The organism is Sunxiuqinia sp. (genome assembly GCF_055140945.1).
The window spans coordinates 1-22,013 of record NZ_JBSQYS010000041.1 but is presented as its reverse complement, the minus strand read 5'-3'; the positions used below and the strand labels follow the sequence as shown (position 1 = coordinate 22,013).

The following is a 22,013-nucleotide window of genomic DNA, read 5'->3' as shown; positions in this document are numbered from 1 at the left end:
ATGCCATTATTTACTTTTCAATTCATCAATCTGCTTTTGCTGCTCAATAACATAAAGGGTGAGTTCTTCCACTTTTTGTAAAAGTTTGGCATTCATATCGGCTAGGTTGAGGCCGTTTTCTTTAACTTCTGTTTCAGAGGGGATGTCGGGGAGGTGGTTGTTTGTTTTTATAAAACTATCCAGTTCTGTTAAGGACATCAGATTGTGATTGTCGTTGAACACAAAGTCAGGCCAATTGCTTTGCAGTTTTACATTTACCTCTTCTGCAACCATACTCCCAGCAACAGCAAGTTTGTAACCTTTAGTGTCATTTGTTCCAATTCCGACATCTCCGCTATGGAAATAGAATAATGATGCGGCAAGTGTCAATGGGGTATGTTCTGTTTCGGCAAAGTTTGCAGTAGAAATAGTAAGGCTATTTGGGCCTGCTAAGGTCCAGTCAGTAATTTTAAAACGTACCTGATTCGATAGATCGAATCTCGCAGTTCCAACAACTGAAAGAGTTGATTGGGGTGAATTGGTACCTATTCCAACTCTGTCATAGGTATAGATGGAGCTTCCACTGTCCGTCCATTGACAAAATACTTGTTGAGAAAAAACAAACAATAAAATAACTAAGGATAACAATTTAATTTTCATACGATAAAATTTTAGGATTATTATGTACTCTTTATTCTGGATAGAAATAAGAAGTAATCCTCAATTGTTAGTTTTAACATATCTAATATTTCGATGTGATTTTAATATTCATAGAATTTTATTATGTCATATATATGCGTCGCTGGGTGTTTCTTTGGTAAATGAGATTATAGTCTCAAAAAAAGAGATTAGGATTGTTATCTTTACTGCATAAATATGTTTGCGCAAAAACAAGTAAAGACGATGGGCTTAATAAGGAATCTACTTAAAGACATTTTTCTAATCACAAAGATTAGAAACCGGTTCTATCCTTCAACACAAATCAGCCAACGGCAATTATATCATTATTACCAAGACTGTATGAAAAGTAATAATATGCCAAAGCTGCACGAAACCGGGTTTCGTGTTTTTTCTCAATTCGAAGAAGATGGGAAGCTGTTATTTGTATTTTCAATAATCGGAATGACGAATAAAACTTTTGTTGAGATTGGGTCAGATGATGGAGTGAATAGTAATAGCGCAAACCTGCATTTTAACTTTGGTTGGCATGGTCTTTTTATTGACGGGAATGCAAAGGCAATAAAACGAGGCAAAAAGTTCTATTCAAAATATCCACATCCATGGAACTACTCACCAAAATTTGTATGTGATAAAGTAAAACGGGAAAATATTAATCAGCTTATCAAAGAGGCTGGATTTGAAGGAGAGATAGGCTTATTGTCTATTGATATTGACGGAAATGACTATTGGATTTGGGATGCTTTGGAGGTTGTCAGTCCTCAAGTTGTGATTATTGAAACACACAATGAATTTGGCTATGAGGATATTGTTGTTCCTTATGATCCGGGTTATTTCTTCCCCGGGAAACATCCGGTTTATCATGGAGCTTCTCCAGTAGCAATGAGAAATTTGGCTCGTCAGAAAGGTTACAGACTTGTGGGAGCGAACGAAATGGGGTTTAACTTTATTTTTGTAAGAAATGATCTGGTCAGTGGTGAAATCCCTGAAGTAACCGTTGAGTCATTGTTGCAACATCCTTCCACCATTGAGAGCTTTTGTAAATTTGAAGAGATTAGAGATTGGGAGTACATTCGAAATCGGTTTGGAGAATAAACTTTGATTTTTTTCATAAATTCAATATTCTTGAAATTGTCGTACAGGTAATTGGGATAAAATTAACGTTTTATGCTTACATAATTATAATAGAATGGGAAAGTCAAATGTAATCTATTATGTTTGTACATTTACATGTGCAATGATTCACACATGTAAATAGATTTAATGCTTCTATCTTTTTGATTATCAATATGTGGTAGGAATGAAACGACTATTTTTATATATACTATTAATTGCAACATCGTGTTCCGAGCAAAAAGTAAATGACACTAATTTCAATATTGATTTTAGCCAACTAGATACCGGAAAACTAACAGACAAAGCGACTAAGGATATCTGGCTCGGAGCCAGCTTGGTATGTGGCAAAAAGGATTTTGTTTTTTACAAATTGGGAATTACCCCTCATCCTCATTTTATCAAGGAGGAAGACGGGAATCGTTTTTTACAGGTGATGATTCCTGCCAGATGTTATGATCCGATCGTCGGTGCCCAATGGAAAATCCCGCTTGTTCCCCAAGATGAATACTATTTTAGTTACCGGGTCAAATTTGAGAAAGACTTTGACTTTATTAAAGGTGGGAAACTCCCTGGTTTGGCTGGGGGTAAGGCTAACTGTGGAGGAGATGTCCCTGATGGATATGACGGATGGAGCGCCCGAATGATGTTTTGGGATGAGGGAAAGCTTAGTTTTTATCTTTATTATCCTGACCAATCTTCAAAATGGGGAGAACGATTATTTTTGAAAAACTCAGATAAAGATACGTTGCAGGTTGCTCGTGGTAAATGGCATACCATTACACAGCACATCAAGATGAATACTCCCGGAAAGAAGGATGGAATTATTGAAGCATGGTTTGATGGGCAAAAAGCCTATTCTCAAGACACTTTACTTTTTAGACGTGACATAAAACTTCAAATCGATCAAGTCTTTTATAGTGTCTTTATGGGAGGTGATGATTTAAGCTGGACTTCGGCAAAAGATCAATATATTTGTTTTGATGATTTTCGCGTTTCTACTCAAATGACCAATCCATAACGCATGCTTTTTAATTCGATTGAATTTGTACTTTTCTTCCCTCTTGTACTGATCCTTTATTGGGGAATTTTCAACCGTTATTCCGGAAAGCTTCGCAATTTGTTTCTCTTAACCGCTAGCTACCTGTTTTATGGCTGGTGGGATTATCGTTTCTTGGGTTTAATTATTTTGAGTTCAGTGGTCGATTATTTCTGCGGCATTTCTATTTTCAGAGCCAATACTCAGGTTCGGAAACGATTATTTATGGGAATAAGTCTGGGAGCTAATCTTGGCGTTTTATTCTTTTTTAAATATTACGGTTTTTTTGCGGCTGAGCTAGCCAGCTTACTGGAGCAGTTCGGGTATATTGTTCATCCTTCAACGCTAAATATTATTCTTCCGGTTGGCATTAGCTTTTATACTTTTCAAACACTCAGTTACACCATTGATATTTACCGTAAAAGGTTGCAGCCAACACACGATGCGGTCGCTTTTTTTACTTTTGTGGCCTTTTTCCCTCAGTTGGTTGCCGGTCCTATTGAGCGGGCAAAACACCTGCTCCCTCAATTTGCAAAACGTCATCAATTTAACTACGAACTGGCCAGCAATGGTTTTCGTCAGCTCTTATGGGGTTTCTTTGCTAAAGTGGCTGTGGCCGATAGTATAGCCCCTATAGTTGATCAAATTTTTGCGAATTCAGAAACGATGAGCTCCGCTTGGTTGTGCATGGGAGCTATTTTTTTTGCTGTTCAGATTTATGGCGATTTTTCAGGCTATTCCAATATTGCTATTGGTACTGCTTCCTTGTTGGGCTTCGACTTAATGCAGAATTTTAACTCACCCTATTTTTCTCGAAATATTCGAGAATTTTGGACGCGTTGGCACATTAGCCTGTCAACATGGTTTCGCGATTATGTGTACATTCCTTTAGGCGGAAATCGTTGTTCAAAAATCAGGCAGGGACTAAACGTGATGACAACTTTCATTATTAGCGGATTGTGGCATGGAGCCAACTGGACTTTTCTTGTTTGGGGAGCGATACACGGACTGCTCTATTTAATAACGAAGCCATTCTCAAAAGAAAAAAAGGACACGCCAATTAGAATTAATCAGTTGCCAGTAATTTTTCTAACTTTTGCTTTGGTATGTTTCGCTTTTATATTTTTCAGAGCCGAAAATATCAGCCAGGCTTTTCAATTTATTGCACGGATCATTCGTATCGAAGATGGAATTAGCTTAAATCGGATTGTTGAAACTAAACATGTTTTAGTTGGAGTTTTCTTTTCTGCCATCTTGTTTTGTGGAGAATGGATTCAGCGAGATAAAAGACATGGGCTCGATATCGGATCTGCAAGACCTTTGGTGCGATACGTGGCTTATTATTTTGTAATTTTATCGATATTATTTGCTTTTCAAACCGATCGAATTTTTATTTATTTCCAGTTTTAACGTATGCAAGTTGCCAAAAAAATATTCATCATTCTTTTGCTTCCTTTGGTTCTTATTGGAGGAACAAACTATTTGCTTGATCCTGATTATACACTGCGAAGGGACTATATTCCTAAGTTGGTTGAAGCGCTTTCAAATGGAAAGATGATAAGTGGGCCGGTGAATATTAATTCCAGGTTGCTCAAAAAATATTGGATTGAAACATTGCCGGGAAATCCTGAAGTTTTGGTACTGGGCTCAAGTCGTACATTGGGGCTTTCAAAAGAAGCTTTTCCGGGAAAAACTTTTTTTAACGCTTCGGTTAGCAATTGCACTTTTCAGGATATGTATGCTTTTCTGAACCTGTTTGAGAAAAAGCAAAAGCCAATAATGCCCCAAACCATTATTATTTGTGCCGACCAATGGTTGTTTGGCAGTTCTTTTTCAGAAAAGCGCTGGCTGAATTATCGGGGAGATTTTGTGGAAATGCTTCAGACAACAGGAGATCTATCTGCAAGTCAATTCCCATCAAAATGGGTGCTTCAAAAAGAATGGATAAAGGAGCTTTTTTCAGTTCGCTACTTGGTTCGATCGTTCAGGCAACGGGGAAAAACAGAAACCTTTGAGATTTGCAATTCTATTGCTGACAATAAGATGATGTTTTTGCCAAGCGGTGTGCGTTTGCTTCCGAAGGATGTGGTTAACGCTTCCGAAGATGAAATAAAACAAAGGGCAACTGACTATTTTTACTCCAGTGGTGACGAGCATTTCAATAAACTATCGGTATTGCAATGCCAGTTATTTGAAGATTTTGTCAACCACTTGAAAGCTAAAAAATGTGAGGTGATTCTTTATATTCCACCCTACCACCCCGAAACATACAGGCTGATGCAGCAATCGCCAAAATACAAGGGTGTTTTTAAGGTTGATGATTATTTGTTGAGAGTAGCAAAAAATTATCAACTGAAAGTTGCTGGAGCTACTAACCCGAGTAAATTGAATTTATCAGCGGCTGATTTTTATGATGGTGTACATCTGAAACCAGAAGTGCTTGAGGATGTTTTCAAGCAAAATCAATAATAATATTTGAAACTACAGGAGAGTGAAAGATCAAACTATAAAATTGCCGATATTACTTGGATTCGTGGGAATTCTGATTCTACACCATTTTTTGGGTTACTTAGGACATTTCGGTTACGATGATTTGCACTACGCGAAGCTGGCCAACGATTTGTCAAATGGCATTTTCAACGCTGAAGATCATTTTTCATTTCGAATTACCTTAATTGGACTGACAAGTTTGTCTTATCAATTCTTTGGGATTAATGATTTTGCTTCAGCACTTCCTGCATTGTTGGTAACAATTGTAAGCTTGCTGCTTATATTCTTCATTTTAAAGAAGGAGAAACCTGCAATTATTACGATCGGACTGGCACTTTTTAGTTTGAGTTCGTGGACATTGTTTTATTCAGATAAATTGATGCCGGACTCATTTGTAGCATTGTTTTCTCTTTCGGCGGTCTTTTTTGTCTATCAATTTAAGTTCCGAAAAAGTAGCATTTCTTTGGGGTGGTATGCGTTTGCAGCTGCGTTTAGTTTGTTTTTGGGTTTTAACACTAAGGGAACCATCATCTTGCTTTTACCGCTGTTTACCTACTTTATCCTCACTGACCTGCTAAATAAAAGACATGTTAGATTCTGGATTTTTTTTTCATTATCAACAATATTACTTATCGGCTTGTACCTTGCTTTTTGGCAGATTTATGCCGGGCAAGCTCTCGTTCGGTTTCAGTCCATTTTTCAAAACAGTTACCTCAATTTATGCAGTTACTCAGAGCAGCCTTTAATGTTTACTTTAAAGCGAATTTCATACGAATTTGTGCTCTTGTTGATTAAGCAATCGATGCTTGTGCCGTTTATCTTTCTGTTTGCCATGCCCAGAAAGCTGTTCAATAGGCGATTTTTTTTACAGCATGATAAGGCTAGTTTTTTTACTGGTTCGGCAATTGTTTTACTGTTGTCTTCTAATTTTTTGAGTATTTCAGCAACAAGTTACTCGCCAATGTGTCTCGATCCGCGCCACTATTTGTTTATTGTCCCAATTGCTGCTATTGCTGCCGCCTTGGCAATGAAAGAACTGTTCCTGGAGCAGAGAGCACCTTTGCGCTTAATCCTGATCACTTTGGTAATTTTTGGCATCTCTGTTTTGATGAAATACGAAATAAGTTGGACGCTCTATTTTCCACTACTCATTGTTTTGTTGATTTGGTTTGTGTTCAATAAATCGAAATGGAAAGCAGTTGGATTTACCTGTTTATTGCTTGTTGCTTTATTAATAGCTCCAATAAAAATGGTTGTTTATGCCCGGAAAGTAAACTTCAGCAAGCAAGAAAGAATCGTTAAGGAGCAGCTTCTATCCAAAACAGAACCTTGTGTCGTCATTACAGATCAGGTACAGAAAAATCTGGCTAAATACCTTGACGGTTTTAATAACAATTCAGTTTGTAAGTTTTATACTTATTCTGAATTTGAACCGGCGGATACCGTTCCTGGAGTTCCTGTTTTTGTATTGAAGAACTGGTACACCAGCTATCTGAGTAATTTGACAAAACAAAACTTACCTTTCTATGCACAAGAAAACCAGGTAGGAGAAGTTGTTTTTGAAGATTCAGTTTTAAACATTCAGCTTTTCCGAATTGAAGAATTCAGTGAACCTGAGGTGATCTTTCAGTCGACTAACAATTTTGAATCGGCTAATTCAGTTTGGTCCGGTTTTCAAAAGGATGAGCAGCATGTTTATTCAGGCAGTTTTTCTTCCCGGGTCGGCGAATATTCATCAACGATAGCAATCAAGTTGGATTCTTTAGGTTTAGAAAATATACATCAGTTGATCATCGAATCAGCTTTCTACATCAATATGATTGATGATGCTGATCCATCTATCGTTATTTCGGTTGAACGAGAAGAAGAACACTCACTCTGGAAGGGAATTTCGTTCAAAAATCAGATCAAATCATTTGGTAATTGGATGCCTGTTTATATCAACGAGCAAATTGATCTGGACAAAATAGAGTCCGGGTCGGTGCTGAAGATTTATATTTTCAACCCGGAGCAAGCTGAAATGTACCTGGACGACTTCGCTGTTAAATTGATGGTTTTTTCTGACTAGACTTTGTTGAAATTTTATGCTATCCCAACATGGTCACTAACTTTTTCAGTGCAGCGATAAACTGATCAATTTCTTCCATCGTATTGTAAACCGCAAATGAAATTCGGATCATGGCTGGCTGTTGGTAGTGGTCCATCACCGGATCGGCACACAGTCGACCGGTACGTACGGCGATTCCCATTTTGTCGGGCATGGAGGATAGGCTTAAAAAGGAGGGAAGTCTTTGTAGAAATTTTGCCGGGTGCCAAATTTTAGAAATTCAACAGTTCCTTTGTCGATATATACCCCAAGTCGGTATTGTCCGTGTTTAATTTTGAAAAATTTACCCCTGCTATGAAGCGGCTCACAATGAGGAATGTCGCTAATTGTGTCAGCTTGTTCGCAATCTTCAATAACCTTTTTGATCAGGGATTTGATCGCGGTTTGTTTTACTTTTTTGATATCCTTTAAAAAAGAATTGCGGAATTCCACTTTCATTTCAAGGCATTTAACACTTCTTCTTTGCTGACCTTTCTGGTTTTGCGACCTGCTTTCAATGCTTTCAACATGGAGATATTCTCCAATTCTTCATCAGTGGCAATTGTCGCGTTTTCAACCCCTTTTAAAAGTTGGATCGCTTCTAGTATGCGTTTTGCATTGGATCCTTCCTTGATATTTATCACGATTGTTTTCATCTATATTTTGTTTTCAACAAACTTACAAATTTTAACCCGGAAAAGGCGAAATTCTATGGCTGCAAATGTTTTATGGATTTCAGCACCGGAAGTAACTTTGGACAGAAAGGGAGAGTGAGAATGGTTATTTTACCCCAACATCACCACCAGTTTTTTCAAAGCAGTAATAAACTGATCAATTTCTTCCATTGTATTGTAAACCGCAAATGAAATTCGGATCATGGCTGGCTGTTGGTAGTGGTCCATAACCGGGTCGGCGCAGAGGCGGCCAGTGCGAACGGCAATGCCCATTTTATCCAGCATCGTCCCCAGGTCGAATGGATGAATCCCATCAATATTAAAGGTGATTGCGCCCGACTTTTCTTTTTGGGTGCCGTAAATCTGCATGCCGGCAATTTCTTGCATTTTCGTTGTGGCATATTCCAATAGCCGATGTTCGTGAGCAGCAACCGCTTCAATGGTTAAGTTCCGGAGATAGCTGATTGCTTCTCCAAAGGCAATTACTCCGGTAATGTGCGGCGTGCCGGCTTCAAACTTATAAGGAAGTTCGTTGTAGGTTGTTTTTTCAAAGGTCACTTCCGAAATCATTTCTCCTCCACCTTGGTAGGGTGGCATTTTGTAGAGCAGTTCCTTTTTGCCATACATTATGCCAACGCCATTGGGGCCATAAATCTTGTGTGCCGAGAAAACGTAAAAATCAGCATCCAGTTTCTGCACATCAACTTTAAGATGAGACATTGCCTGTGCGCCATCAACCAATACTTTTATTCCCTTTGCATGAGCTCTGCTAATGATTTCTTTCACAGGATTGACCGTTCCCAATGTGTTTGACACATGAGCTAGTGCGATTAGTTTCGTTTTTTCACTGATCAGTTCGTTTAGTTTCTCAATCTCTAACCGGCCATCATCTGCAAAAGGTAATTTGACAATTTTGGCTCCTTTGCGTTCAGCCATCATTTGCCACGGAACAATATTGGCATGATGCTCCATTTCGGTAACAATAATCTCGTCGCCTTTGCTTACAAAAGCTTCGCCAAACGAAAAGGCAACCAGGTTAATGCTTTCAGTTGTTCCTTTGGTGAAAATGATTTCTTCTCTGGATTCAGCATGAATAAAATCTTTTACCGAGTCGCGAACCGCTTCGTAATCGTTCGTTGCCTGGTCGGCTAAATAATGAGCTCCCCGATGAATATTTCCATAATACTCTACATGCAACTGTTCCTCTTTTTTCAGAACACACAAAGGCTTTTGTGAGGATGCTGCGCTGTCGAAATAAATCAATGGTTTATTGTAAACTTTTTGGTCGAGTATGGGAAAATCTTTCCGTATGTTGGCAATATCGAGTGTCATAATTGTTGGATTAAAATGAAAGCGTCTGCAACTAAGGGTCTCACTTTAAGTGAGGCTCTTAATGTGTTTTATAAATTAACAGTCGTACAAAACTAATGTTTTTAGGTAATCTATTTTGCGAAAGTCTTTATTGAAGCGGATCATTTATGAGAAAGGTACTATTACTAATATTTTCATAACTTTAAAATTAAGATGCACTTTGAAAAGAACCACCTCTATCATATTTATAATCGAGGTAATATCTCACAAAAGATATTTTATCAACGCGATAATTACCTTTTCTTTTTAAAAAAGATTAAGCAATACGTCACACCGTATGGTGATATTTTAGCTTGGTGTTTAATGCCAAATCATTTTCACTTAATGGTGTATGTGAATCATGTTGAGCTTCCCGCTTTTATTGAGAGGCTCACTCGAAGTGAAATTCTCAATAAAAGTTCAGCTAAAAACAGAACATTTAATGAATCTATTGGAATCATGCTTCGAACTTATACAAGAGCGATTCAGAAGCAAGAAAAAACGAATGGATCACTTTTTCAAGAGCATACCAAAGCTATCTGCCTTACCCGGCACGATGGTATTGACAAAGCTTGGTTCGATATGGAATATGGAACGATTATTAGTCAGTCTAGTTCTGAAAAAGAATATCCGGCAGTCTGCTTCAAGTATATTCATCAAAATCCGGTTGCTGCAAATCTATGTGATGAGTCGACAAGTTGGGAATTTTGCTCTGTTCCAGATTATTGTGACGGTCGAAATGGAAAGTTGGTAAATAGACAGAGGGCAGAAGAGTTTGGATTGATATAGATGGAGACAAAAAATGAGAGTCTCACTTTGAGTGAGACCCTCATCTGTTAAAATAGATCGAATTAATTTTTATCGCAAGAGTGGCATTTCGCCAATTCACCTTTTAGTCGCTTTTCAACCAGTTCGTCAATACGATCGCGAAGTGGTTCGATGCGGATTTTTTGCACCACTTCGTGTGCAAAGGCATTCATCAGCATCATTCGGGCATCGTCTTCACCGATTCCCCGGGCGCGCAGGTAAAACAAAGCATCTTCATCAATTTGTCCGATAGTGGCACCGTGGCTACATTTCACATCATCAGCATCAATAATCAGCTGAGGTTTCGTGTTCATTTGAGCCGAGTCGGTTAGCAACACATTATTGTTTCGCTGAAACGCATTGGTCTTTTGCGCATCGCGAACCACATGAATCCGTCCGGTGAAAGCTCCAACAGAATCTTCATCCAACACATTTTTATACACCTGATTACTCAAGCAATTTGGCTGAGCATGCTCAATGTTGGTATAATTGTCAACATGCTGTTTTTTATCGGTAAACGAGATGCCATAAACGTTGGCTTCGGCATGTTCTCCTGCAAATTCAACTTTCAGGTTGTTGCGGATCAAACCTCCATGCAGGGTTGCAACACTCGTTAACAAGTTTGAATTTGTTCCTTGTTTGAAAAACGACGAGTTGACCGAGTTCGCTTTATTGTTTTGGTTCTGAATGGTGTAAACATCAACAACTGCATCATCCCCGACAAATACTTCCGTAACATTGTTTGCCAAAAACTCACAATCACTCATGGTGTGATCACAGAAAACGACTTTGGTCTGACTATTTTTTTCGGCAACAATCAAATTTCGCTGCGTCGTAAAAACAGGATCTTCAGATCGCATAATGTTGATGACCTGAATCGGTTTTTCGAAAACAACATGATCGGGCACGTACATGAAAAAACCATCCTGTGCAAAAGCGGTGTTTAAGGTCACCATCGGGTCGTCAGACAAACCAGCCTGACGGTTTAGGTAGCTTTCTACCAATTCGGGTTTTTCGTTGGCAATCTGTTTAATGCTTCCAACCACCACCCCTTTTGGTAAGTTCTCCAAAGGCTGATTTTTAGCGTAATACCATCCGTTTACTAAAAGCACAACATGCGTATCCAGTTGAGGAACGTCGCAACGAAATGCTTCATTCAGATCAACATCAACTTTCTCGTATTCGAAAACATGTCGATAATTTTTGCCAAATACTCGTTCGAGGTTGGTGTATTTGTAGTTTTCGTTTTTGAATCCGGGAATTCCGGCTTTTTCAAAACGCTTGAAAGCAATTTCACGCATTCGGTTAAACAAGTTCGATGAACCTTCATCCAACTTATTTTGGTTTGCATAAAACAGCTCCGTGTATTTTTCGCTAAGTGCTATCTTTTTTGCGGTCAATGTCATACATTTTCTGTTTTAAGCCAATCGTATCCTTTTTCTTCCAATTCCAACGCCAGTTCTTTTCCGGCTGATTTTACAATTCTCCCTTGGTACAATACATGAACAAAGTCGGGTACAATGTAGTCGAGCAAACGCTGGTAGTGAGTAATAACAATGGTTGAACGACTTGGATCTTTCAAGGCATTAACACCGTCTGAAACAACTTTCAAGGCATCAATATCCAAACCGGAATCGGTCTCGTCCAAAATCGCTAATTTGGGTTCCAGCATCGCCATTTGGAAGATTTCATTTTTCTTTTTCTCTCCACCCGAGAATCCTTCGTTTACCGAGCGGTTCGTCAACTGAGAATCAAGATGTACCAGTTCTTTCTTTTCACGCATCAGCTTCAGGAACTCTCCCGCTGTTAGGGGCTCTAAACCCTTGTACTTGCGGTGTTCGTTAACCGATGTTTTTATGAAGTTGACCATTGGCACTCCCGGAATTTCAACAGGATATTGAAAACCTAAGAACACTCCCATGCGGGCACGGTCTTCAGCCGAGCGTTCCAACAAGTCTTCGCCTTCGTATATCACTTCTCCGTCTAAAACTTCGTACTCTTCTTTTCCGGCCAGCACATTGCCGAGCGTACTTTTCCCGGAACCGTTTGGTCCCATAATGGCATGTACTTCGCCAGCTTTAATTTCAAGGTTGATTCCCTTCAGGATTTCTTTCCCTTCAACAGCAACTCTTAAATTCTTTATTGTAAGCATATTATTTGTAGTTTCGAGTTCTGAGTTTTGAGCTCCTCTCCGGAACAAACTCAAAATTTTATATTAATATTCAAGATTATCCAACACTTCCCTCAAGGCTGATAGCCAGTAGCTTTTGCGCTTCAACAGCAAACTCCATTGGCAATTTATTCAGCACCTCTTTTGCATATCCATTCACAATCATTCCAATAGCATCTTCAGTTGAAATGCCTCGCTGGTTGCAATAAAAAATCTGATCTTCACCAATTTTAGAAGTGGTCGCCTCGTGCTCAACGATGGATGATTTATTACCCACTTCGATGTAGGGAAAAGTATGTGCACCACAAGTTGAACCTAAAAGCAAGGAGTCGCACTGGCTGAAATTTCGCGAATTGATAGCGCCGGGCAATACTTTTACCAAACCACGATAAGAGTTGTCGCTAACGCCGGCTGAAATACCTTTAGAGATGATGGTACTTTTGGTGTTTTTACCAATGTGCACCATTTTGGTTCCGGTGTCGGCTTGTTGGTGGTTGTTGGTTAAAGCAACCGAGTTAAACTCGCCAACCGAATTATCACCCATCAAAATACAACTTGGATATTTCCAGGTGATGGCTGAACCGGTTTCGACTTGTGTCCAGCTAATTTTTGAAGACTCACCACGGCAAATGCCACGTTTGGTTACAAAGTTGTAAACTCCGCCTTTTCCTTCTTTATTTCCCGGATACCAGTTTTGTACGGTTGAGTATTTTACTTCGGCTCTGTCGAGTGCAATAATTTCAACTACTGCTGCATGAAGCTGGTTCTCATCGCGCATTGGTGCTGTACATCCTTCCAGATAGCTCACGTAGCTGGAGTCTTCAGCAATAATCAAGGTACGCTCAAACTGTCCGGTTCCGGCAGCATTTATACGGAAATAAGTTGAAAGCTCCATCGGACAGCGAACTCCTTTTGGGATGTAGCAGAATGACCCATCAGAGAAAACCGCTGAGTTCAATGCTGCAAAGAAATTATCTGATGTAGGAACTGACATTCCCAGATATTTCTTAACCAGATCAGGGTGTTCCAACACTGCTTCACTGAATGAACAGAAGATGACTCCCTTTTCGGCCAATGTTTCCTTAAATGTTGTTTTTACTGAAACACTGTCGATTACAGCATCAACGGCAACTCCGGCCAACACTTTTTGTTCTTCCAAAGGAATACCCAATTTGCTAAATGTCTCTAACAAATCAGGATCGACTTCATCCAAACTTTCATACTGTGGTTTTTTCTTTGGAGCTGAATAGTAAATGATCTCCTGAAAATCGATTGGTGGAACTTTTAAATATGCCCAGTCTGGCATTGGCATTTCCAACCATTTCCGATAAGCATCCAACCGAAAATTCAACATAAACTCCGGTTCATTTTTTTTGGCCGAAATTAGTCGTATTACATCTTCGCTCAGTCCTTTAGGAATGGAGTCCGACTCAAAATCCGAGACGAATCCAAATTTATATTCTTGCGAGGTTACCTCGTGTAAAATCTTATCTTGTTCTTCCATATCCCTCTATTTAGTTCGTTCTAATTGTACGCTTGTATTAACAAACGATAAAATAGACTGTTTAAATTAATTGCAAAGATAAGCAAGTAAAGCTATTTTTGCAGTTGAAAACAATATATACACACCCAAAGGTCTGATATTTAAAACATGGATAATACAAGCACACAAACAGCACTGTCGACATTAGGAGAATTTGGATTAATTGAACGGTTGACGAAGGATATTCAGCTTCGCCAACCAAGCACGATGAAAGGAGTTGGCGATGATGCTGCTGTTCTTCACTTTGAAAACCAACATACTGTTGTAACGACCGACTTGCTGACCGAAGGCATTCATTTTAATTTGATGTATGTGCCGTTGAGGCATTTAGGATACAAAGCGGTGATTGTGAATTTGTCTGATGTTTTTGCGATGAATGCAACGCCAACCCAAATTACGGTTTCGGTTGCTATTTCCAATAAATTTTCGGTTGAGGCAGTGGATGAACTTTATGCCGGAATTCACTTGGCCTGTGAGCAATATAAAGTTGACTTGGTTGGTGGCGATACGACCAGCTCGTTAACCGGACTTACCATTAGTGTAACGGCGATTGGTGTTGCCAAAGAGGAGGATTTGATTTACCGGAACGGAGCTCAATTAAACGACCTGGTATGTGTGTCGGGTGACTTGGGTGGTGCCTACATGGGACTGCAATTGCTGGAACGCGAAAATGAGGTATTTAAAGTGAATCCGAAAGAGCAACCCAAGCTCGAAGGTTACGACTATATTTTACAACGTCAGTTGAAACCTGAAGCCCGTGGCGACGTGATTCGTGCGCTGAAGAATATTGGTGTAAAACCAACCGCCATGATTGATATCTCAGATGGTCTGTCGTCGGAGCTGATTCATATTTGCAAAGCATCAAAAGTTGGGTGTAGTGTTTATGAGGAGAAAATTCCGTTGGACTATCAAACCCGGAAGTTTGCCGATGAGTTGAGCATCAACCCACTGGTTTCGGCGTTGAATGGTGGCGAAGATTACGAACTACTTTTTACGGTTCCACTAACTGATCACGATCGGATTAAAAATGACCCCGACATTACCATTATTGGGCATATTGTTGAAGAAAGCTCAGGCACGAACCTGGTAACAGGAGCCGGTGCTGCGATTCCACTGCAAGCGCAAGGATGGAATCCGATTGGAGAAGAAGAGAAATAAAACTTAGTTTGGAATAATTCCCATTTTTTTCATCAGGAAGTTGGCATTCATGGTTGACGTAACTCCATCGGTTAGTTTGTAGTCAAAAATTAATTCGTCGTTATTTAGTTGAATTTCGAAGCACTTGTTGCTGACGTTTTTTGAGTACTTCTCTGCTAACGAAGTTAATTTAAGGTCGTGTGTTGCAACAATGCCAACAGCATTTAAACTGATGAGTTGCTCAATTAATTTGATGGAGCCGGAAAGCTTATCCTCGGAATTGGTTCCTTTCAGCATTTCATCAATAATAACAAAAACTTCCTGCCCCGACTTGATTTCATCCAAGATGGCTTTCAGCCGCAGTAGTTCGGCGAAGAAGTATGATTCATCGTTTTGCAAGTTGTCGGTCGTTCGCATGTTGGTGAAAAGCTGAATGGGTTTTAAGCTCAGCCAGCTGGCATTAACCCGGCAGCCGTTCATTGCAAGAATCATGTTGACGCCGATGGTGCGCAGGAACGTACTTTTTCCGGCCATGTTGGCTCCGGTGATTATCGCAATTTGCCCCAACCCGTTTTGCCGAAAATCATTACCAATGCATTTTGCCGACTTAATTAGCGGATGCTTCAGGTCGTTGGCTGTGACATGAAATTCGCCATCTTCAAACTTGGGAATCGTCCACTCCGGATGATTATGATTTAAGTTGGCAAAGCTTGATAAAGCGTCAAATTCTGCAATCACATCAAACCAAAGATTGATTGAATTTTTATAGTGCGCTTGCCATTGGTAAAGCTGATAACTGCAGCGTAAATCCCAAAGTAAAATGGCGTTTAATGCAAGCCCCACTATAATATTCTGGCGATAGTCGAATCGAGCCATTGTGCGCTGAAGCTTGTCGATTAGAGTGCTCGCTTTTTTGTTTTCGCAGGATAGCTTGTTTTGCAACTCTTTCAGCCTTGGAGAACTGAACTCTTTGTCTTCGATAAGAATTAACAATTCCTGATATCTGGCCAATAACTTAGACTGACTGCCAAATAGCTTGTAAAATGACTGTATTGTTTTTCGATGATAAACCAATACGCCGCCATTAATGACTAATGATAAAATAAACAGTGCCCATGGAATGGTTGTGAACTGACAAACCAAAAACGAAACGGACGAAAGTATCGGGAGAATTATGAGCAAACGTTTGATCGTTTTCGGGTTCTGAATGGTTGACTTTTGAGTAATTTTTTGCAGCAGGAAAAAGTCTTCCTCATCGTGGCTATGCCCTTTGGCGGCAAAAAACTGGCGCCATCTTGTGTGTTTCGCCAAGTCGACCAGAGCCGCTTGTCTTTCTTGCAGAGTCGTAATGTCTCTTTCCGGTTGACCTAAAAATGCTGCCAGTTTCTTTTTCCCTAGTTGAGTAACTGTCCGGTTAATAAATTGAAACAATGATCCCGGGCCAAAAATGTCCAAGTCAAAAGTAAAATGATGATGTGGATCGATAAATTCTTTTCCACTTTCGAACTGACTATATTCTTCACCCAGAGCCAGTAATTCTTTTTGGTTAATATCGACCAGATTGGTGAAGAGCTTTTTTTCTTTTTCCTTTTTCAGAAAAACTTTAATCCAATAAAAAAATAATATGGTGCCGGCTGTTGCGAGCGGGTAGGCAATCCAGCCTGAAACTTTAGGTAGGTAAATCAGGGATAGAATAATTCCAACAAATGCTAAAAAGCGAAAGAGCGCCAATTGTCTGATTTGCTTTTTTAGAGTTGCCAGCTTTTGCTGGTCGTAGGTCAAAAATTTCTCGTATTCATGAAAAAGGTCTTGGTTCATGTTTTATTTATTGAAGTCGGACCAGCTGGCTTGCCGACAATAATATCGTGGTAATGAAAATTGAAAAGACCAGCATGATGATATAGCTTTCCTCGTTGGTGAGTCCGGTGTGTTCCAGCTTGGGGAGTTTAAGCAGTAAAAACCGATTTTCGACAATAACGAGCAACTTGTAGATAAAATGACCGATTAAAATGCCAACCAACATTCCTGTCAGGATGTCGAAAGGATAATGAACTCCAAGATAGATGCGGGTATAACTCACCAGAATAGCCCAAAAGTAGATTAAAAACTGGTAACGAGTATTTTTGAACAGCCGAGCCGTAAAAACAGCAACTGCAAACGAGTTGGTGGCGTGCGATGAGAAAAAACCAAATAAGCCGCCTCTGCTGTGCACATAGTACACCAAATCCTGAATAGCAGGTTCGTGAGTAGGGCGAAACCGCTTAACAGTTTCCTTAAAAAAAACAGACACCTGATCGCTAATGACAATTGTGAGCGCAAGTAATATGAGGATTACAAGTGCCTTCATTTTGTACTTGCGAACAATGAAAATAATTAGCGTAAGATAAAAAATAGCCCAGGTTCCGGTTTTGGTCAGCAGTGACATGACAATATCCCAAAACGAATTGTGCATTCCATTGAAAAAAAAGAATATGGATTGATCAAGTTGTTTTATGGATTCGATAAATGCCATTACGAAGGATTCAAAATTTGCCAGATTTTATCTTTCAACTCTATAATTCCCTGATTGGCTACCGACGAAATAAAGTGATGCGGAATATCTTTCAATTCGGAACTAATTTCCTGTTTCAGTTCTTCATCCAGAAAATCCGATTTGCTGATTACCAGGTAGCGTTCTTTGTCCAGCAACTCCGGGTTGTACTTTTCAAGTTCATTTAATAGAACACCATATTCGTTCCGGTGGTCTTTGCTATCGGCCGGAACCATAAATAAAAGCATAGAATTTCGTTCGATGTGCCGAAGGAATCTTAGTCCCAGGCCTTTTCCTTCATGTGCCCCTTCAATAATTCCGGGAATGTCGGCCATAACAAACGATTGCTGATCGCGGTATGAAACGATCCCCAGATTTGGAACAAGCGTGGTAAACGGATAGTCAGCAATTTTAGGTTTGGCCGCCGAAACAACCGACAGGAGTGTTGATTTTCCTGCACTCGGAAACCCAACAAGTCCAACGTCAGCCAAAATTTTAAGCTCCAAAATCTTCCAGCCTTCAGCACCGTCTTCGCCCGGTTGAGCATAGCGTGGTGTTTGGTTTGTCGACGATTTAAAGTGGGTGTTTCCCAAGCCACCTCGTCCTCCTTTCACCAGGTATTGGGTTTCGCCATCTTTCGTAATCTCAAAAAGAAATTCACCGGTTTCACCATCTTTCGCAACAGTTCCTAACGGAACTTCTATGGTAATATCCTCACCATCAGCGCCAAAGCTGCCGTGCCCTCCGCCAGATGCACCGTGTCCGGCAAAAATGTGTCTTTTGTACCTCATGTGAAGCAGTGTCCACATTTGAGCATTGCCTCTTACAATTACATGGCCGCCACGTCCTCCGTCACCACCGTCAGGGCCACCTTTAGGGACAAACTTTTCTCTTCGCAGGTGAGTTGATCCTGAGCCACCATTTCCAGAGCGACAGAATATTTTTACGTAATCAACAAAGTTATTTTCAGCCATGGTATCATTTTGTTACAGTGCAAAATAAACAAAAAAAGACGAACGTATTATAATACATTCGTCTTATAAGTTGTGTTGTTTCTATTAAAGTGTTTTTACGGTCTCTTTCAGGCGCGCTGCAATTTCTTCAACAGATCCCATTCCGTCAATATCAAAATGCTTGTTTTGTGCAGCATAGTAATCTTTGATGGGGGCTGTTTTTTCGTGATAAACTGAAATTCGGTTTTCAATAATCGATTCGTCCTGGTCGTCGGAACGTCCAGATGTTTTGCCTCGGTTGAGCAGTCGGTTAATCAACTCTTGTTTTTCAACCTCCAGGCATAGCATGGCAGAAATCGGAGTTTTATTTTCGTCAAGCATTGCATCCAGTGCATTTGCTTGCGCTACCGTTCTTGGAAATCCGTCGAAGATAAAACCTTTAGCTTCTGAATTGGCTGTCAGTTTATTTTTGATCATACCAATTACGACCTCATCGGTTACAAGTTCTCCTTTATCCATAAACTTTTTGGCCTGTAGGCCAAGCTCGGTTTGTGCGGCAATTTCATTGCGTAATATATCTCCGGTTGACAAATGAATAAGCCCGAAACTTTCAATTAAAAACTCGGCCTGGGTTCCTTTTCCTGCACCCGGCGGACCGAATAAAACTAAATTTAACATGTTGGTAATATCTATTTTGGTTTTTTTTGAGTATCCTTCTTTAACTACTCTACTGCTTTGAAAATATCGATCAGATTGCGACCACGTCCGTCGTAATCCAGCCCATATCCAACAATAAAATCGTTTGGGATTTCGAGGCCGATGTAGTCCAGGTTTACTTCTTTTACAAGTGCATCGGGCTTTAGTAGCAGAGTGGCAACTTGAACCTCTGCCGGCTTGTGATCCTGAAGCTGTTTAATCGTATTGTCAATTGTTATCCCCGAATCCACAATGTCTTCTAAAATAACAACCGTTCTTCCTTCCAGACTTTCATTCAAGCCAATTAATTCTTTTATTTTTCCGGTTGATTGAGTTCCGGAGTATGAAGCGAGTTTCACGAAAGAAATCTCAGCATCGAGTAAGGTAATTCGTTTAAAAATTTCGGCTGCAAACATAAACGATCCGTTTAAAATGCAGAGGAACAGTGGGTTTTTTCCTTCCAGCTCTTCATTCATTTTATCAGCCATTTCCTCAATTACCGAACGAATTTTCTCGTAAGGGATAAATAATTCGAACTCTTTATCTAATATTTTAATGTTACTCATTGCCCCGATTTTTTTGTTATTGGAAAGAAGAGTTTTTAATCTGTTTATTTTCGATTATTTTAGCTCTGATTTTAAAAAGTTACAAAGAAACAAAAATTAATTGAAAAGATGGAAGCGAAAGTAAGTATCATAATGGGAAGCACTTCTGATTTGAGTGTGATGGAAGGTGCTGCAAAAATTTTAGACGAGTTTGAAATTCCTTTTGAAATTAATGCCTTGTCGGCGCACCGCACCCCGGAAGAAGTGGAGCGTTTTGCAAAGGGTGCAAAGGAGCGGGGAATTCAAGTGATTATTGCAGGAGCAGGAATGGCTGCCCACTTGCCTGGAGTAATTGCAGCAATGACAACGCTGCCGGTTATAGGTGTCCCCATAAAAGCAAGTTTGGATGGCTGGGACTCGATGTTAGCCATTTTGCAAATGCCTCCGGGAATTCCGGTTGCTACGGTGGCCATAAACGGAGCCCGCAATGCCGGAATTTTAGCTGTTCAGATGATGTCGCTGGGCGACAAAGAGTTGATGGGCAAATTGGAGAATTTTAAAGAGGAGTTAAAAGACAAAATTGTAAAGGCCAATAAAGATTTGTCAGAGGTAAAGTTTAAATTCAAAACAAATTAGTTTTTTGTTAAGCTAAAATATTGTAACTTAACGTTGCTTTTGTGCTTAAGGGTGTACCTGTTACACCCTTTTGTTATGATTAAAAAAGTCGTTTTTGTTATTTTTGTATTGTTGTGTGTTGACGCCGAAGGGCAGGAAGTCTTTCATACTCCGGCGAGATTTAAAGCAGTAGGCAATGCCAGTGTAAGTTTGCAATCGCCGCTTGCCGTGTGGTCCAACCCTGCGGGAATTGCCTTGGTAAAATTAACATCGGTCGGTTTAAACTACGAAAGGCGATTTTTACTGGACGAACTTCAAACAACTTCTGCTTTTCTTGTAATTCCCATAGCAAAGACCAACTTCGGATTTTCATTTTATCAGTTTGGCTATCACGCTTATCGCGAGAATAAGTGGTCCGCCTCGGTGTCCAAACGATTGGCTGAACGCTTACTTGGAGGGGCTCAATTTCATTATCATCAGCTATCTCTGGCTGAAAATGATCTGCGATCAGGAGCCCTGCTTGTCGATCTGGGTATTCAATTTCAACTATCGGAAGATTTTTGGCTTGGTGCTCAACTGTTCAATCCTTCGGAAGTGAGTCTTCAGCACTTGGCCATGAGTTATGATTTCCCTTTGATTTGGCGAGTAGGAGCGCACAAACTTTTTGAGAAGACGGTGCTTTTTACTATCGAGATGAAGCAATGGGAAAAGCAGGCTGTCGGGTTTTGTGCCGGAATGGAGATCCAGCTGAAAGATCAATTTCAGTTACGTCTTGGGGCTGACAGCCGTCAACGACAATTCGCAATGGGAGTGGGTTATTCTCTACAGCACTTTCAAACCGACTTAACCTTTACTTATCATCAGGTTTTGGGATACACGCCGTCATTTTCAATTTATTACCAATTGCCATGAAAAGACTGATTCTTTATATCGCCTTTTCAGTTGTCCAGACTTTGGCTTTAGGGCAGGTTCCCGATTATGAATTTCAAGCTGCATTGGAAAGCATGATAGAGGCGGTCGTTGCGGAGAACGAAAATGCCGATGTAGCACAGTTGACTGAAGAATTGCAATTGATTAGGGAACAGCCGTTCAACATTAATCAAGCTACTCGTGAAGATTTCGAAAGGCTCTATTTCTTATCGGGACTACAAATCGCCAATTTGCTGGATTACCGCAAAAGATATGGTCAGATTTATTCACCATTCGAATTAAACAGCATTGATGGATTTGACCCGGATTTAATTCGGGTGTTGCAGGCTTTTGTGTCGTTTGGAGAGTCAGATAAAAAGCGTTTTCGATTTCGTCCAAGACAGGAAGTGATGCTAAGAGCGATTCGGCTTTTAGAAAAGCAAAAGGGGTATAAAGAACCGCGAAAATACCTAGGCTCACCTGAAAAGTTGTATCTCCGGTATCGGTACTCGGGGACCGGATTACATGCTGGCTTAACTGCGGAGAAGGATGCCGGCGAATCTTTTTTTTGTGAAGCGAATCCCGTCGGGTTTGATTACTACAGCGGCTATCTGAATTTCGACTTTCAGGACGGAAAGCATCGTCTTTATTTGGGCGACTATCTGGTTCGGTTTGGGCAAGGATTAACAGCCTGGCAAG

The 22,013-nt window shown here is 40.1% G+C and carries 23 protein-coding genes; 10 read left to right on the top strand and 13 right to left on the bottom strand.

The window, feature by feature from the left end; translation table 11 throughout:
• Positions 1-6: 6 nt before the first annotated feature.
• Positions 7-639 carry a hypothetical protein gene (locus ACTB00_RS16320; protein ID WP_463300976.1) on the bottom strand — a complete coding sequence of 211 codons (633 nt, stop codon included), beginning with the start codon at positions 637-639 and terminating at the stop codon, positions 7-9.
• A gap of 375 nt (positions 640-1,014) precedes the next feature.
• Between ACTB00_RS16320 and ACTB00_RS16315 the strand changes: the two genes are divergently transcribed.
• The 5 genes from ACTB00_RS16315 (at position 1,015) to ACTB00_RS16295 (ending at position 7,367) form a co-directional block, all read left to right on the top strand.
• The gene (locus tag ACTB00_RS16315; RefSeq protein ID WP_463300975.1) at positions 1,015-1,752 is read left to right on the top strand and encodes a hypothetical protein; all 738 of its coding nucleotides are present in this window, start codon (positions 1,015-1,017) and stop codon (positions 1,750-1,752) included.
• A gap of 205 nt (positions 1,753-1,957) precedes the next feature.
• Positions 1,958-2,791 (top strand): polysaccharide lyase, encoded by an 834-nt coding sequence (locus ACTB00_RS16310; protein ID WP_463300974.1) that lies wholly within the window; start codon positions 1,958-1,960, stop codon positions 2,789-2,791.
• A 3-nt stretch (positions 2,792-2,794) separates the two neighbouring features.
• A complete protein-coding gene (locus tag ACTB00_RS16305; RefSeq protein WP_463300973.1) occupies positions 2,795-4,219 on the top strand; it encodes an MBOAT family O-acyltransferase in 1,425 nt (474 codons plus the stop codon).
• 3 nt (positions 4,220-4,222) lie between these two features.
• Positions 4,223-5,278: a hypothetical protein gene (locus ACTB00_RS16300; protein ID WP_463300972.1), complete on the top strand. Its 1,056-nt coding sequence runs from the start codon at positions 4,223-4,225 to the stop codon at positions 5,276-5,278.
• A 22-nt stretch (positions 5,279-5,300) separates the two neighbouring features.
• Positions 5,301-7,367, top strand: a complete 2,067-nt coding sequence (locus tag ACTB00_RS16295) for an ArnT family glycosyltransferase (RefSeq protein WP_463300971.1) — start codon at positions 5,301-5,303, stop codon at positions 7,365-7,367.
• A 19-nt stretch (positions 7,368-7,386) separates the two neighbouring features.
• Here ACTB00_RS16295 and ACTB00_RS16290 read toward each other — a convergent pair whose 3' ends face one another.
• The 4 genes from ACTB00_RS16290 to ACTB00_RS16275 form a co-directional block, all read right to left on the bottom strand.
• Positions 7,387-7,560 carry an aminotransferase class V-fold PLP-dependent enzyme gene (locus ACTB00_RS16290; protein WP_463300970.1) on the bottom strand — a complete coding sequence of 58 codons (174 nt, stop codon included), beginning with the start codon at positions 7,558-7,560 and terminating at the stop codon, positions 7,387-7,389.
• Positions 7,561-7,571: 11 nt separating this feature from the next.
• Positions 7,572-7,844 carry a type II toxin-antitoxin system RelE family toxin gene (locus ACTB00_RS16285; RefSeq protein WP_463300969.1) on the bottom strand — a complete coding sequence of 91 codons (273 nt, stop codon included), beginning with the start codon at positions 7,842-7,844 and terminating at the stop codon, positions 7,572-7,574.
• A complete protein-coding gene (locus ACTB00_RS16280) occupies positions 7,841-8,041 on the bottom strand; it encodes a hypothetical protein (RefSeq protein ID WP_463300968.1) in 201 nt (66 codons plus the stop codon). The genes ACTB00_RS16285 and ACTB00_RS16280 overlap by 4 nt, the downstream gene beginning before the upstream one ends.
• A 129-nt stretch (positions 8,042-8,170) precedes the next feature.
• On the bottom strand, positions 8,171-9,391 hold the full coding sequence (locus tag ACTB00_RS16275) for a cysteine desulfurase (protein WP_463300967.1): 1,221 nt from the start codon (positions 9,389-9,391) through the stop codon (positions 8,171-8,173).
• 192 nt (positions 9,392-9,583) lie between these two features.
• Between ACTB00_RS16275 and ACTB00_RS16270 the strand changes: the two genes are divergently transcribed.
• Positions 9,584-10,198, top strand: coding sequence for a transposase (locus ACTB00_RS16270; protein WP_463300966.1), 615 nt, complete (start codon positions 9,584-9,586; stop codon positions 10,196-10,198).
• A gap of 62 nt (positions 10,199-10,260) precedes the next feature.
• On the opposite strand, the gene sufD is transcribed toward ACTB00_RS16270, so the two are convergent.
• From sufD to sufB, 3 genes are all read right to left on the bottom strand, one after another.
• Positions 10,261-11,622, bottom strand: a complete 1,362-nt coding sequence (gene sufD, locus ACTB00_RS16265; RefSeq protein ID WP_463300965.1) for a Fe-S cluster assembly protein SufD — start codon at positions 11,620-11,622, stop codon at positions 10,261-10,263.
• Entirely contained in the window at positions 11,619-12,368 is a 750-nt protein-coding gene (gene sufC, locus ACTB00_RS16260; RefSeq protein ID WP_463300964.1) for a Fe-S cluster assembly ATPase SufC, read from the bottom strand. Before sufC ends, sufD begins: the two co-directional genes overlap by 4 nt.
• Before the next feature lie 76 nt (positions 12,369-12,444).
• Positions 12,445-13,890, bottom strand: a complete 1,446-nt coding sequence (sufB, locus tag ACTB00_RS16255) for a Fe-S cluster assembly protein SufB (RefSeq protein WP_463300963.1) — start codon at positions 13,888-13,890, stop codon at positions 12,445-12,447.
• A gap of 147 nt (positions 13,891-14,037) precedes the next feature.
• Between sufB and thiL the strand changes: the two genes are divergently transcribed.
• A complete protein-coding gene (gene thiL, locus ACTB00_RS16250) occupies positions 14,038-15,087 on the top strand; it encodes a thiamine-phosphate kinase (RefSeq protein WP_463300962.1) in 1,050 nt (349 codons plus the stop codon).
• 3 nt (positions 15,088-15,090) lie between these two features.
• Here the strand turns inward: thiL and ACTB00_RS16245 are convergent, their stop codons facing one another.
• From ACTB00_RS16245 to hpt, 5 genes are all read right to left on the bottom strand, one after another.
• Positions 15,091-16,884: a MutS-related protein gene (locus tag ACTB00_RS16245; protein ID WP_463300961.1), complete on the bottom strand. Its 1,794-nt coding sequence runs from the start codon at positions 16,882-16,884 to the stop codon at positions 15,091-15,093.
• Between the two features lie 7 nt (positions 16,885-16,891).
• Positions 16,892-17,578 carry a phosphatase PAP2 family protein gene (locus tag ACTB00_RS16240; RefSeq protein ID WP_463300960.1) on the bottom strand — a complete coding sequence of 229 codons (687 nt, stop codon included), beginning with the start codon at positions 17,576-17,578 and terminating at the stop codon, positions 16,892-16,894.
• Positions 17,578-18,570 (bottom strand): GTPase ObgE, encoded by a 993-nt coding sequence (obgE, locus tag ACTB00_RS16235; RefSeq protein WP_321288531.1) that lies wholly within the window; start codon positions 18,568-18,570, stop codon positions 17,578-17,580. Before obgE ends, ACTB00_RS16240 begins: the two co-directional genes overlap by 1 nt.
• An 84-nt stretch (positions 18,571-18,654) precedes the next feature.
• Positions 18,655-19,227 carry an adenylate kinase gene (locus ACTB00_RS16230; RefSeq protein ID WP_463300959.1) on the bottom strand — a complete coding sequence of 191 codons (573 nt, stop codon included), beginning with the start codon at positions 19,225-19,227 and terminating at the stop codon, positions 18,655-18,657.
• A gap of 44 nt (positions 19,228-19,271) precedes the next feature.
• Positions 19,272-19,811: a hypoxanthine phosphoribosyltransferase gene (hpt, locus tag ACTB00_RS16225; RefSeq protein ID WP_463300958.1), complete on the bottom strand. Its 540-nt coding sequence runs from the start codon at positions 19,809-19,811 to the stop codon at positions 19,272-19,274.
• A gap of 99 nt (positions 19,812-19,910) precedes the next feature.
• Between hpt and purE the strand changes: the two genes are divergently transcribed.
• The 3 genes from purE to ACTB00_RS16210 all read left to right on the top strand — a co-directional run.
• Positions 19,911-20,426: a 5-(carboxyamino)imidazole ribonucleotide mutase gene (purE, locus tag ACTB00_RS16220; protein WP_449655404.1), complete on the top strand. Its 516-nt coding sequence runs from the start codon at positions 19,911-19,913 to the stop codon at positions 20,424-20,426.
• Between the two features lie 75 nt (positions 20,427-20,501).
• Positions 20,502-21,317: a hypothetical protein gene (locus ACTB00_RS16215; protein WP_463300957.1), complete on the top strand. Its 816-nt coding sequence runs from the start codon at positions 20,502-20,504 to the stop codon at positions 21,315-21,317.
• Positions 21,314-22,013: ComEA family DNA-binding protein (locus tag ACTB00_RS16210; protein ID WP_463300956.1), on the top strand; the 700-nt coding region annotated here is incomplete at its 3' end. The genes ACTB00_RS16215 and ACTB00_RS16210, both read left to right, overlap by 4 nt.

Excerpts from the sequence above, each read along its gene's own strand:
- ACTB00_RS16290 (WP_463300970.1), bottom strand. The coding sequence starts at position 7,560 with ATGCCCGACAAAATGGGAATCGCCGTACGTACCGGTCGACTGTGTGCC.
- ACTB00_RS16275 (WP_463300967.1), bottom strand. The coding sequence starts at position 9,391 with ATGACACTCGATATTGCCAACATACGGAAAGATTTTCCCATACTCGAC.
- ACTB00_RS16240 (WP_463300960.1), bottom strand. The coding sequence starts at position 17,578 with ATGGCATTTATCGAATCCATAAAACAACTTGATCAATCCATATTCTTT.
- ACTB00_RS16270 (WP_463300966.1), top strand. The coding sequence starts at position 9,584 with ATGCACTTTGAAAAGAACCACCTCTATCATATTTATAATCGAGGTAAT.
- ACTB00_RS16230 (WP_463300959.1), bottom strand. The coding sequence starts at position 19,227 with ATGTTAAATTTAGTTTTATTCGGTCCGCCGGGTGCAGGAAAAGGAACC.
- hpt (WP_463300958.1), bottom strand. The coding sequence starts at position 19,811 with ATGAGTAACATTAAAATATTAGATAAAGAGTTCGAATTATTTATCCCT.
- sufD (WP_463300965.1), bottom strand. The coding sequence starts at position 11,622 with ATGACATTGACCGCAAAAAAGATAGCACTTAGCGAAAAATACACGGAG.
- ACTB00_RS16280 (WP_463300968.1), bottom strand. The coding sequence starts at position 8,041 with ATGAAAACAATCGTGATAAATATCAAGGAAGGATCCAATGCAAAACGC.
- ACTB00_RS16315 (WP_463300975.1), top strand. The coding sequence starts at position 1,015 with ATGCCAAAGCTGCACGAAACCGGGTTTCGTGTTTTTTCTCAATTCGAA.
- ACTB00_RS16245 (WP_463300961.1), bottom strand. The coding sequence starts at position 16,884 with ATGAACCAAGACCTTTTTCATGAATACGAGAAATTTTTGACCTACGAC.
- ACTB00_RS16320 (WP_463300976.1), bottom strand. The coding sequence starts at position 639 with ATGAAAATTAAATTGTTATCCTTAGTTATTTTATTGTTTGTTTTTTCT.
- thiL (WP_463300962.1), top strand. The coding sequence starts at position 14,038 with ATGGATAATACAAGCACACAAACAGCACTGTCGACATTAGGAGAATTT.
- ACTB00_RS16310 (WP_463300974.1), top strand. The coding sequence starts at position 1,958 with ATGAAACGACTATTTTTATATATACTATTAATTGCAACATCGTGTTCC.
- obgE (WP_321288531.1), bottom strand. The coding sequence starts at position 18,570 with ATGGCTGAAAATAACTTTGTTGATTACGTAAAAATATTCTGTCGCTCT.
- ACTB00_RS16305 (WP_463300973.1), top strand. The coding sequence starts at position 2,795 with ATGCTTTTTAATTCGATTGAATTTGTACTTTTCTTCCCTCTTGTACTG.
- ACTB00_RS16300 (WP_463300972.1), top strand. The coding sequence starts at position 4,223 with ATGCAAGTTGCCAAAAAAATATTCATCATTCTTTTGCTTCCTTTGGTT.
- ACTB00_RS16215 (WP_463300957.1), top strand. The coding sequence starts at position 20,502 with ATGATTAAAAAAGTCGTTTTTGTTATTTTTGTATTGTTGTGTGTTGAC.
- sufB (WP_463300963.1), bottom strand. The coding sequence starts at position 13,890 with ATGGAAGAACAAGATAAGATTTTACACGAGGTAACCTCGCAAGAATAT.
- ACTB00_RS16285 (WP_463300969.1), bottom strand. The coding sequence starts at position 7,844 with ATGAAAGTGGAATTCCGCAATTCTTTTTTAAAGGATATCAAAAAAGTA.
- sufC (WP_463300964.1), bottom strand. The coding sequence starts at position 12,368 with ATGCTTACAATAAAGAATTTAAGAGTTGCTGTTGAAGGGAAAGAAATC.